Source organism: Acetobacterium sp. (genome assembly GCF_041752335.1).
Classification (GTDB): domain Bacteria; phylum Bacillota; class Clostridia; order Eubacteriales; family Eubacteriaceae; genus Acetobacterium.
Genome location: NZ_JBGSHG010000038.1, coordinates 1 through 12,085, shown reverse-complemented (window position 1 = coordinate 12,085; position 12,085 = coordinate 1). Strand labels below are relative to the sequence as shown.

At 41.2% G+C, this 12,085-nt stretch carries 7 protein-coding genes and 1 pseudogene; 4 read left to right on the top strand and 4 right to left on the bottom strand.

Going from position 1 to position 12,085, the window contains the following annotated elements:
* Positions 1–445: 445 nt before the first annotated feature.
* A complete protein-coding gene (locus tag ACEW8F_RS05410; protein ID WP_373482454.1) occupies positions 446–1,339 on the top strand; it encodes a fumarylacetoacetate hydrolase family protein in 894 nt (297 codons plus the stop codon).
* A gap of 124 nt (positions 1,340–1,463) precedes the next feature.
* Here ACEW8F_RS05410 and ACEW8F_RS05405 read toward each other — a convergent pair whose 3' ends face one another.
* From ACEW8F_RS05405 to rsmA, 3 genes are read right to left on the bottom strand one after another with little or no spacing between them, the layout of a single operon-like run.
* Complete coding sequence (locus ACEW8F_RS05405; protein WP_373482453.1) at positions 1,464–2,264, bottom strand: hypothetical protein; 801 nt, start codon at positions 2,262–2,264, stop codon at positions 1,464–1,466.
* Entirely contained in the window at positions 2,261–3,307 is a 1,047-nt protein-coding gene (locus ACEW8F_RS05400) for an ABC transporter ATP-binding protein (protein ID WP_373482452.1), read from the bottom strand. The genes ACEW8F_RS05405 and ACEW8F_RS05400 overlap by 4 nt, the downstream gene beginning before the upstream one ends.
* A 19-nt stretch (positions 3,308–3,326) precedes the next feature.
* On the bottom strand, positions 3,327–4,220 hold the full coding sequence (gene rsmA, locus ACEW8F_RS05395; protein ID WP_373482451.1) for a 16S rRNA (adenine(1518)-N(6)/adenine(1519)-N(6))-dimethyltransferase RsmA: 894 nt from the start codon (positions 4,218–4,220) through the stop codon (positions 3,327–3,329).
* Positions 4,221–4,576: 356 nt separating this feature from the next.
* On the opposite strand from rsmA, the gene ACEW8F_RS05390 reads away from it, so the two are divergent.
* From ACEW8F_RS05390 to ACEW8F_RS05380, 3 genes and pseudogenes are all read left to right on the top strand, one after another.
* Complete coding sequence (locus ACEW8F_RS05390) at positions 4,577–6,382, top strand: diguanylate cyclase domain-containing protein (RefSeq protein WP_373482450.1); 1,806 nt, start codon at positions 4,577–4,579, stop codon at positions 6,380–6,382.
* Positions 6,360–6,992, top strand: a pseudogene (locus ACEW8F_RS05385) (EAL domain-containing protein). The gene ACEW8F_RS05390 and the pseudogene ACEW8F_RS05385 overlap by 23 nt, the downstream one beginning before the upstream one ends.
* Positions 6,993–7,661: 669 nt before the next feature.
* A complete protein-coding gene (locus tag ACEW8F_RS05380; RefSeq protein ID WP_373482449.1) occupies positions 7,662–8,600 on the top strand; it encodes a GBS Bsp-like repeat-containing protein in 939 nt (312 codons plus the stop codon).
* A gap of 129 nt (positions 8,601–8,729) precedes the next feature.
* Here ACEW8F_RS05380 and ACEW8F_RS05375 read toward each other — a convergent pair whose 3' ends face one another.
* Positions 8,730–11,813, bottom strand: a complete 3,084-nt coding sequence (locus tag ACEW8F_RS05375) for a methyl-accepting chemotaxis protein (RefSeq protein ID WP_373482448.1) — start codon at positions 11,811–11,813, stop codon at positions 8,730–8,732.
* Positions 11,814–12,085 lie beyond the last annotated feature (272 nt).

Here is a 12,085-nt window from a genome sequence, read left to right as displayed (position 1 = left end):
ATTTTCCCTTGCAAACCAAAGAATAACCCTCGGGGTCTGCAATAATATTATCAGCCAGCTGCATAATCGATTCAATTTCGTTTAGTTGAAAGTCTCCAGGCTCGATTAAATGTCTTCCTTTTAACATAATGTTCCTCCTATGATAAACACAATTATGGGCAAAAAACAAGCCGCTTTATAAAAATAGCGGCATACTTCTAACAGGCATTTTCCCTCATTATATGTATCGTTCCTTTTGCACCTTTATGCCTCGCTTTGCAAAGCCTGCATACTTAATTACAATAATCATAATTTAATTAGCCAAAATTGTCAATGAACTTTGATTAAAAGAAACCGTTATCTTAAGATAATATTTGGTCTTTCAGATCAATGAACGTCTAATCAATGATTTGACTGGAATTTCGAAGCAGACAATGGTATGATAAGAATAAAAAGGGAGGGATCTATGTATTTCGTAACATATCAATATAATGCATTTAGTGAAGGCGGCATTCTGACCGCTGATGAAACAAAGGTTTTACCGATAACGACTATCGGCAAGCTAATGGGTCTCAAATTTCCGGAGCGTCTGATCGACTTTATTCCCATGGCCACGGATGAACTGCTGGCGGACATCAAGAAAATCATGATTGAGCATCAGAATCTGGGGATCAATCTCGGTCTGGTCAAGCTGCTGGCGCCGATTCCCAAACCCCCAAGAAATATTTTTTGTCTGGGAAAAAACTATGCTGATCACGCCAGGGAAATTAAAAACATCCCCTCCTTAGGAGACGTACCGGAAAGTCCGATTTATTTTTCTAAGTTGCCAACCTCGGTGACAGGGCCGGATACGGTAATCTTATCCCATGCCAAAGCTACCAAGCAGATCGACTATGAAGTGGAACTAGCCATTGTCGTCGGTAAAGAAGGTACTGATATTTCCAAAGAAGAAGCTGAAGATTATATTTTTGGATACACCATTGCCAACGACATTACCGCCCGGGATCTCCAGAAAAAGCATTCTCAATGGTACAAGGGCAAATCCCTGGATACCTTTTGTCCCCTGGGTCCCCGAATCCTGCACAAAAACGATTTAAAGATCCCATTTGACCTGAACATCACCTGTCGGGTGAACGGCGAGGTGCGTCAGCACTCCAACACGGGTCAGATGATTTTTGATATCCCCTCCATTATCAGTGACCTGTCCCAGGGGATGACCCTGCTGCCAGGCGATATCATTCTCACCGGAACCCCTGCCGGTGTGGGCTTTGCTCTGGATCCTCCACAATTTCTGAAACACGGAGATCAGATTGAAGCAGAAATCGAAAAAATTGGCATCCTGCGAAACACCATCGAATAAATACAATAAAAAAAGCCAGCATCATCTAAGGGTCCGGACCCGAGATGATGCTGGCTTTTTTGGGAGCATGATGCTTACTGAATAACTGGTTTGCTTTCAAACCAGCCAATCTGACTTTTAAGATTTAAACGGGCAAACGTTTCAGACTGAATACCCCGATGGAAGCCACAAACAGGACCCCAATAAAGATGGCAAAACCGCCGATAATCAGGGTGATATTAGCCTGCCCATTAACAATGGCCAGACCGTCAAAAGCATTATACAGTGAGAATTTTCCCAAAAAGGCTGTCCGTTCAGACAACTTGCTTAAGATATTTAAGATAAAGAATCCAATTGGAATCAGGGCGCCAAAGAACAATGCCGGCTTGGTGCTATTAAATACACAGGAAAAGAAAAAACAGAACATGCTGATCGTCATGGTCATCAGACAGGCCCCTAAATTCAGTTTTAAAAACACTTTGACTTCCAGCATTCCCGGAAAAAACTGTTCACTCATTCCATAGCCGACTAAAAAGAGTATCGCAAATAAAACCGCAATGGAAGCCAGCAGATAAATGCCCTGAGTCACAATGATTTTAATCCGGCTGTTTGGGGTACACAGCAAACTGGTAAAGGAACCTTCATAAACCCACTTGGCCACCAGTCGGTTGGCCAGAATAATGCAGTAAACCATAGGAAATAGATAAATCAGAAATCCATAGAACATACTGGCAATGAATCCGGTCAAACCGCTGTCGATGGTGCCGAAGCCCATGGCATTAACCAGCGTTGCCGGTAAGATGGACATCATATCAACCATTGCCCCAACCCCGCTAGGATCATAAATATAAATGATAACTGCCAGATAAATCGACATCAACGCGGCAAAAACAAGCAGCAGCAGGGTATTGTTTTTAATATTTTTTAGAAACAATGGAATACTCATGCTTTTTTCACCTCTCTAACTTTTTCCTCCTGATCGGGCAGGGCTTTATGCTTCACTTCTTTTTTTGGAAAAGATTTCGGTTTTTCCTCATTTTGTTTCACTTCTTTAGTTTTTTCTTCTGAATTTTTCACTTCTTTTTTGGTCTCATTATATTGTATTTCCATCTGATAATGTTGCGGGAAAATTTCTTCCAGAGATTGATTTTTTGAATTAAACACTAAGACCTTTTCATGTGATAAAACCTTCATCAGGACGTCAATTCGATCACCAGGAGAAAAAATTTCGTAGTCACTCTGTGAAAACTGCTGATAGCCGAAGCCATATTTTTTAATTTGCTCCAGATTTGGTGGTGCTGCAAATTTAACCAGATAGGCCTTGGTTTCTTCGGCCCGGAGACTGACAATATCCATATTTTCCACCAGATGACCTTTATTTAGAACCCCCACCCGATCGCAGGTTCGTTCCACTTCTTCAAATTTATGAGTTGAAAGCAGCACGGTCTTTCCCCGGCGTTTTTCTTCCAGAATGAGGTCTAAAAACCGGGACTGCATCAGGGGATCCAATCCGCTTGTGGGTTCATCCAGCACCAGGGTTTGGGGATCATGCATCAGGGCGGTTACAATGGCCAGTCTTTTTTTTAGGCCAGATGACATATTTTCGATTTTCCCCCGGGTTTCCACCTCAAATCGTTCGATCAGTGAATCTTTGAGTCGGGTATCTTTCAGTCCGAACATCCCTCGCATCTGAGTCATAAAATTCAGGTATTCTTTCACCCGCATATTTTCAAAAAGAACTACATCTTCGGGTACATATCCGAGATGCTTCTGAATGGCTGAAGCCCTGGAAAAACAGTTTAATCCATCGATGGTCGCTTTACCGCGCCCTGCCCGAATCAATCCCATCAGCATCCGAATAGTGGTTGTTTTGCCGGCATCGTCAGGTCCCACATATCCAAAAGCCTCGCCTTTTTCAACATTCAAATTCAAGTTAAAAATACCTTTAGCACTTGAATATTTAAGGGTTACATCCTTTAATTCAATCATTTTTCTCTCCTTAAAAACATTATTCCTTCTGTGCGATGGGTTCAACCAATTTGTCAACCCGATTGTTCAATTCATTGGCGATTCGACCAAAATCTGATCCGGTAAGAGTTTCCCCCCGGATCCCAGGCGATATATGACAGACCTCCAGAACCTCTAGCAGAACCTCTTTATCAAATGGGGTATTCATGGATAGACCATTGATCAGAGTTTTTCGTCGATTCAGGAAGCTGGCTTTGACAACCGATAAAAATAATTCCTTATTTTCGAGTTCAATTTTGGGAACTGTCAGTTTTTTCAGGGTGACAACAATGGAGTCAACCTTGGGTTTCGGGATAAATACATGAGATGGCACATCAAAATCAATGGAAATATCCGCATAAAATTGAGCCACAATACTCAACGATCCATAGGCCTTGGTACCGGGAACCCCACACAAACGCTCGCCCACTTCTTTTTGAATCAAAAAGGTCATACTCTCAATGGGCAGATCCGATTCCAGAAAACCCATAATGATGGGGGTGGTTATATAATAGGGCAAGTTCGCCACAATTTTAAGGGGCATCGCGGCAAGATGATCTCCTAGTATCCCCCTGACATTTGTTTTTAAAATATCGCCCTGGACAATGTCCACATTGTCACATTCTTTCAGCGTCTCCTGGAGAACCGGTATCAGTTTCTTATCTATTTCAACGGTAATGACCTTGCCGGCATGCTCACAGAGGGCCTGGGTCATAGTTCCTATCCCCGGACCAATTTCCAGAACCAGATCACTTTCACTCACGTCACCGGCTTTGACAATTTTTTGAACAATATTTTCATCGATTAAAAAATTCTGTCCAAATCTTTTATTGAAGTGGAGATCATATTTTCTTAACAATGATTCAATGACCCTTGGTGAAGTTAATTTTTCCATTCATTTCCTTTCGTTTTGCAACTATTTACACCTTACGCAAAATCTCATAAGGCTTCGTTCATAACTTCACTATTATACACTTTATTTAATCCCGCGGGAAGACCTTATCGCGAATTCGACACTAAAAGACCCAACCTCCTGATTGTTTGATGAAATGTTCTAATTTTTCTTTCCTAAAAGACTTGAAGCATCTTCTGAAATTTATAAGTTGTTTGTAAATAATTCGTAAAATTTCCTAATAAATAAAATAATGTTTGTATCCATAAAGATGAAAGTATATAATAATTTTATCTACAGGTTTGAATTATAATCCGAATAATATATAAAACAATTATATAATGTCTCGACAGGAGAAAATGATGTTTAATAAAAACACACTTCACTCGAAAATCAATTTATTTATTCTCATAATTATTCTCTTGATTATCACCATCGGTTTTTGGCTGGCAATCAGTATCTTTTTTTCCATTTATGAAAATGAAATGACCCGTATGGTATCCACGGGAATTATTGAACTTGAAGAAATTGTTATTAACGATAACGAGAAATGGCTCCTTTCCTTTTCAGATAATTTAGCTGATCCCGATAATCGTTTACTGAATAAAACCGATCCGACTTCAAATCAGGCACTCCATCAATATATCAGTCATGCTAACAATAATGCACTTGAGTTTGTCAAAGTGACATATTCAGATGGCAGCAGTTATGAAGAAATTTTTACTGATCCAAGTATTCTAAAGCTTGCTTCTCAAAACACTGTTACACCAGTAACAGAACCCTATTTCTGGATTGACGGTGATGCCGAGCTGGGACTGCATCTATTCTGCCGCTACCCACTGACAGATTCTAAACAGACCCCTGCTGACACACTGCTAATGGGTTTGAATCTTGCCGATCAGGACACCGTGGATTATATAAAAAATACGGCTGCTTTGGAAGCAACTATTTTTGCTGGAAACACCCGAATAGCCACTAGCATTATTAAAAATGACGAAGCCCAGGTTGGCACCACTCTGGATCCGACCATTGCCGACATGGTTCTGGATCTGAAACGACCTTATACTGGAAAGGCCGAAATTCTTGATGATCCCTATCTGGTTACCTATGCTCCAATCATTAATGGCCGTGATGAGGTTGTTGGCGCCTTGTTTGTCGGCAAGTCCATTGTTTCCATTTACACCGTCTTGAACCAAATTGTTTTATATATAACAGTTTTAGGATTGATCTTATTGCTATTCTTTTATGTATTCTCTAACCGCTGGCTGAGAATTAATATTACCAATCCCATCCGTTGGGTAGCCGACACAATGGAAATGATTTCTCAAGGTGAATACAAGGCACTTGAAAATATGCCAGTGGCCAAATATAAAGAAGTAGAAATGCTTCAAACCACCATGTACGACATGGTCAACGAGTTGGTAACCAGCAAAAAGAATTTGGAAACAGCTGCTTATATTGATTCCATTACTGGTTTACCAAATCGGGTGGCGCTATATAAAAAATATCAGAACACTCCCGTTGATGATAACAAGAACACCTTAACGCTGGTATTCTACATCGACGTCGATAATTTGAAGTACATTAACAATTTATTTGGACACAGCGTTGGAGACATTCTGTTGCAACAGGTTGGCACTATCTTAAAATACCTGCTTCGGGACTCCTCCTCTTTTGAAGTTTATCGGATCGCTGGAGACGAATTCGCCGTCTGCAAGATTGGTCTCCATAAAACTGAAGAGATTAGCTTTCTTGCAAAATCAATTATTAAAGAATTTGAACAGCCCATTACCATTGGTGAACACATCATCAGTGTCAGTGTCAGCATTGGCGTTTCCAGAAACGAATTATGTCGTAAAACAAAGTGCATATCCTGTACCGATGGATGCAAGGATAATTTGGAAAAACTTCTTAAAAAAGCAGAACTGGCTATGAATCAAGTTAAAATGAATGGAAAAAATAATTTTATGATTTTTGACCCTTCCATGAATGAGGTCATTCAACGAAAGGCTTCTTTGCAACAGGATTTGAAAAAAGCACTTAATCTCAGACTACTGGAAATTTATTATCAGCCCAAATTTGACCTGACCTCAAATCGCTATGATGGTTTTGAAGCCCTAGTTCGATGGAATCACCCTGAGCGTGGATTTGTCCCCCCCCCTTGAGTTTATCCACATCGCTGAGGAGTCCAATCTCATCATCGAATTAGGCGATTGGATTCTTAACGAATCATGCCGATTTATTCATAACTACAATATCGTCCACCAGTCCAGTTACTCCATTGCCGTCAACATCTCAACCTTTCAGCTTTTAAATGAAGATTTTGCAGAAAAGGTGACCAACGTGCTAAAAGAAACAGGATTAAATCCCCGTCTTCTGGAACTAGAGATTACTGAAACAATGTTGATGAACTCCATGTCAATAGCCACTGAAAAACTCAACTTTCTCAGATAAAAAAATATCAGCATTGCCTTGGATGATTTCGGCACTGGTTATTCCTCACTGACCTATTTAAAAGCACTGCCGATTACAACCGTCAAATTGGACAAATCATTTATAGATGATATTGCTACTGATGAGCTTTCTTTAAAAATTGTAGAAAATGTCATTCAGATCGCCAAAAACATTGGCCTCAAAATTGTGGTTGAAGGTGTCGAAACCATTGATCAACTAGAAATACTAAAAGAGCTCCCCTGCAATAAAATTCAGGGCTACTATTTTTCAAAACCTGTGTCCCAGCTGGATCTCACAGAGGTTCTCAGTGAATATCCTTAAGCTTAAACCTTCACATTGAAAGCAAAAACTTATCGATAAATCAGTTTTAAATTTCACCCCTCCCACAAATCGACGATTGAATATCAATCGTCGGTTTTTTTATTCACCAATATATTTAATTCACTTTTTTGAACCGAAGGAACCTTTTGCAAAGAAGCTAAATTATTTTTCTATTTCTAAACCGTCAACCCCGTCGTTTTTATATTGCCTCAGATGCTCAATCGCACCCTTCAAGGCTCGCTAACGGGCAACTTTCCTGAAAATTGAAACTTTTTTGATTGGATTAATTCAAAAATGAATGGCATTTAATTAAAAAAGAAAACGTAATCATGACTCATTCCCGGCTCTCATTTTTACATTTTGACAAGTTACTTCATTTTAACTTAAACTTAAATTAATCATTTTTAGAAGTAATTCCGACATAATTATAAATCAACTTATCTATTCTTAGCTATATTTCCTTTTTTAAAGCCGTTTTTTCGTTCTTTTCTAATTTATTTTCAGCCTATTTAAGATTATTTCTTAAACGTATTTAACGATGTACTTGCAAATTATCCGGTTCTATTGTATTATACGCATTGCAAATTTGTAAATAAATTGCAACAATCAATGATGCATTTAAGTCACACACATACCGTGACACCATCATGTTTTGACATTGGAGGTCAAATGAAGAAAAACTTAATAAAAAGCGCAGGCGTGAGTCTTGCCTTTGTTTTATGCCTGATCATAGCGCCGGGCGCTGTTATGGCAGAAGAAGTAGAGGTGGATCTGACACAAATCGCCCAGGCGGTAGAAACAGCTGAAGAAGCGGCACCCCTGCCTAACTTGTTTTCAGCCCGAACCACAGGACCTGGCTCGGATAATGCCTATTACTATGCCAACAATCCCTATTCACAGGGTGGCTACGGTTTACCGAATTGTACCGCCTATGCCTTTGGTCGGGCTTATGAAATTTTAGAAACCACCCCAAATTTATGCATGGGTAATGCTAATTCCTGGTGGGCCTATAATCAAAGCACTGGCTATTATCCTTCAGGATCGACGCCAAAACTTGGCGCTGTTATCTGTTGGGGGGGCAGTTCAGACGGTCATGTGGCAATTGTTGAAGCGATCAACGGCAATATCGTCACCCTTTCCGAATCTACCTATAGTGGCATCTTCTTTCAAAATTACACCTATACCATTGGTGCTGAGGATGCCACCTCTGTCGGCGGTTTTCAGGGTTATATCTACATCGGCGATTATATTGATGCCGCATCGGATTCAACACCCCCAGCCTTATCAGATGTACTGGTTACTGACTATCAAGGCGAAGGTATAAAGGTCACCGCCCTGGTTTCTGACGATTTAAGTGGCATGAGCCAGGTTTACATTCCCGTCTGGACCGAAAACGGGGGACAGGATGATTTAATCTGGTATGAAGGAACTGTTGAAGGGAATGTGGCCAGCTGTTTTATCCCCTACAGCGATCACAATACCGAACTTGGCGACTACAATGTCCATGTTTATGCCTATGACAATGCCGGTCACTACACGATGACAGGTACCGCCATCACGAAAGCCGACACCTTTACCAGCCTGGGTGAAGTTGCTCTCGAGAGTTAAGCAACTTCCATCTACAAGAAAAAAAACCTTCCAGACGACGTCAACTAACGTCACTGGAAGGTTTTATTGTTTTTTCTGGCGTCATTTTGCTGTTTAAGATCGCCTGATAATGATCAAAACGACCTGAATCTAGTATTTGTCCATTTCCAGATCATCCAGCAGAATCTGAGGTTTTGCTGATTGAGGGGTATGCTGTTCTTTAATTCTATGAGGGCTCACATTAACCGTTTGTTTTGTGCTTGCTTCGCTACCTGTTTTACCTTTCAACTTAAACTCAGAAACCATATTTTTCAGCAATTCCGCCTGACCTGACAATTCTTCACTGGCTGCGGCGCTTTCTTCGGCAGTTGCCGAATTGGTTTGAACCACTTGGGAAACCTGTTCGATCCCCTGGGTGATCTGGCCAATGCTGGTGGCCTGATCATTAGATGCCATCGCAATGTTGCTGACCAGATCAGTCACTTTAGCAACTGACTTCAAGATCCCTTCCAAACTGTCAGCAGTATCATTGGCAATCTTCGTGCCGATTTCCACCTTGTCAATGGAGCCTTCAATCAAACCGGTTGTTTCCCGGGCTGCTTCCGCACTCCGAGCTGCTAAGGTCCGAACCTCTTCCGCTACCACGGCAAAGCCTTTTCCATGCTGACCGGCCCGGGCTGCTTCTACCGCTGCGTTCAGAGCAAGAATATTAGTTTGGAAAGCAATGTCATCAATGACTTTGATAATCTTGGAAATATTGTTGGATGATTCATTGATTTCTTCCATGGCATTGACCATGTCTCCCATCTGTTTGTTGCCTGCTTCAGCCGTGGCCCGAACCTCCAGGGTCCGTTCGTTGGCCTGGTTAGCATTTTGCGCATTTTTCTTGGTTTCTTCAGCTACTTCATCAATGGACGCGGACAATTGCTGAATGGCACTGGCCTGTTCGGTTGTGCCCTGGGCCAACGCCTGGCCGCCATCAGAAATTTGTCGGGATCCAGCTTCCACCTGGTTGGCAGAGTTCCCGATTTCTGTCAGGATTTCACTAAGATGAGCGGTAATATCATTAATGGCATATTTGATATTAACAAAGTCCCCGAGATATTCGGTGGTGATTTCCTGGTTGAAATTCCCATTACTGACCTTTTCCAGCGTTTCTGAAATTTCCTGAACATACTGTTTCAGGAAGGCAATGGTCTTATTCATATCTTTTTTGATCTGGCCATTTTGTCCCATGTAATCACCAGTCATCGCAGTATTGAGATTACCCTGGGCCAGCTCATTGAGAACCTGGGAGGCTTCCTGCATCGGTTCGGTTAAGGCATCCAGGGTGTTATTGAAGCCTCTGATCACCTTGGCATAATCGCCCGGGAATCGGGAGTCGTCGACCCGATTGTTCAAATCACCGGCCACAGCAGCTTTGGCCATACTGTCAGATTCTTCCAGCAGCATGATAATGTTTTCCATCAGCTTGATAAAACCTGGAATCAGTTGATCGTTATCACTGAGTCTGCCTGCTGCTTTTAAGCTAACCAGCATTTTCATATCACCATTTGAAATATCTTCCACTGCTCTGACAATTATCATCAATGATTCATGAACGGTATTAATGTATTTGGTGATTTCACCGTAAATGCCTGCATATTCTCCTTCAATTTTCCTACTTAAATCATTTTTGCTCATCAGTGCCAGAATTTCATTTCCTTCTGTCAAAGCCCCTAAACCGTCAATACAGGAGTTGATGCTGTTAATCAAATCAGCAAAATCACCTTTGGATTCCAGGTTTATCTTTTCAGGAATCTCTCCCTTGCCGATCCTATCAATGTAGCCCGAAGCCATGTTCAGTGGTCCAATCACTGCATCAAGTGTAGCATTAAATCCTTCGATGATATCCCGATACCCACCACTTAGCGCCTCTGTTTTTCCACGAACAGATAATCTGCCCACTACTGCGGCTTCCGTCAGCATTTCCGTCTCCTGGATCAGTTCCCGTAAAGACTTGACCATCTCGGCCATACTGATCCCCAGTACGTCTTGATCAGATCTTGGCATTACATCCATAGTCAGATCGCCGGCTGCAATCCTTTCTGCTGCCATTGCTAAATCCCTGGTATTGCCGGCCATCTCACTAAATGCCACCGTCAATTCAGTTATTTCACTGCTGATAGCTGCGATTCCATCGGTGTTCACATCGACATTTCCAACCGCCAGCTTGTTGGCAACACCTGCCAGCATATTGATTGGTTTTGCGATTTTTCTGGATGTATAAATTGTCAACAGCACCATTCCAGCAATAACGATCAGCATAATGATAAAAGTAATGAGCTGAATTAAATTATATGTGCTGACAAACTCTTTATCAGGAAGACCGGTGGTTATTGTCCACCCGGTATTTCCGACCATCGCAACATATCCATGATTGTATGAACCGTCACTGTTGTATTCGATAGCCCCGGTCTTTTGATTCAAAACGGCATCCTTAATGTTATCTGACATATTTGAATCTTTGATATTGGTATTGACATATTCCCGGTTGGGATGATAGATCAGCTGTCCATCAGAGCTTGCCAGAATGAAAAATCCTGTTTTACCCAGTTTATATTCGCTCATCATTGCCGAAACACTGTCTAGAGTGAAATCCAACCCTGCTGCACTGATAACATCCTTTGTGCCAGTCCGATAAATCGGTGAGACTGCTGTTACAACCATTTTTCCGGTCATTGCATCCACATAAGGGGCAGTCATCGTCGTACCGCCGACATCCATCATTTGAATATACCAAGGCCGTTCAACCATTACCCAATCCGGACTTGCATAGAACCCTTTTGACAAGAGCAACTGATTCGAATCAGAATCTCCTACCCAAGCCTCCAAAATATTTGGATCGGATGCCTTAACACCGGACAGTGTCTTTTCCGACTTTGCATATCCCTGGGCTACTGTTGGCACCATGCCAGGAGTAATCTCAATTGTCGCATCTTCAAACTGACTGTTTACAGCCATTTGTCTTGTGATTTCAAGATATTTGTTAAATGCTCCAGCTATTTCATTGGCCGCCGCATCGGACTCTGTAGCAAGCTGTCTCTCAGTCATACTGGTAATCGATGCATTCACATTATATAAAGTTATAAACGATGAAATACCATAAATAATTACAATCGGGATACCTATGTAAATAAGGATCCGGGTTAGCAGATTCATTTGTTTCTTTTTTATTGTTTTTGTTTCCTCCATGTTGGTTCTCCTTTAAATGTGTTTTCACAGTCGTGATATTATTTCAGAAACATGATTATTCATCTTTTTCTGATCTCTGAAATCCGTTATATTTAGCGTTTTGTTGATCATTTTTTTTACAACGATATGATGTGTGTTTGTCAATCAAAAAGTTTAGCGTTTGGTCTCGAAAAGTTGTGCACTTGCCAACACAATTTTGTTCATTAGCAGATGGTCGTCCAATCTCTTTTTAACAGAGTACCATCTGCGCAACTTTTGAATACTTTTTGCCA

Coding starts and splice junctions, on each gene's coding strand:
- ACEW8F_RS05410 (WP_373482454.1), top strand. CDS start 446: ATGTATTTCGTAACATATCAATATAATGCATTTAGTGAAGGCGGCATT.
- ACEW8F_RS05405 (WP_373482453.1), bottom strand. CDS start 2,264: ATGAGTATTCCATTGTTTCTAAAAAATATTAAAAACAATACCCTGCTG.
- ACEW8F_RS05400 (WP_373482452.1), bottom strand. CDS start 3,307: ATGATTGAATTAAAGGATGTAACCCTTAAATATTCAAGTGCTAAAGGT.
- rsmA (WP_373482451.1), bottom strand. CDS start 4,220: ATGGAAAAATTAACTTCACCAAGGGTCATTGAATCATTGTTAAGAAAA.
- ACEW8F_RS05390 (WP_373482450.1), top strand. CDS start 4,577: ATGATGTTTAATAAAAACACACTTCACTCGAAAATCAATTTATTTATT.
- ACEW8F_RS05380 (WP_373482449.1), top strand. CDS start 7,662: ATGAAGAAAAACTTAATAAAAAGCGCAGGCGTGAGTCTTGCCTTTGTT.
- ACEW8F_RS05375 (WP_373482448.1), bottom strand. CDS start 11,813: ATGGAGGAAACAAAAACAATAAAAAAGAAACAAATGAATCTGCTAACC.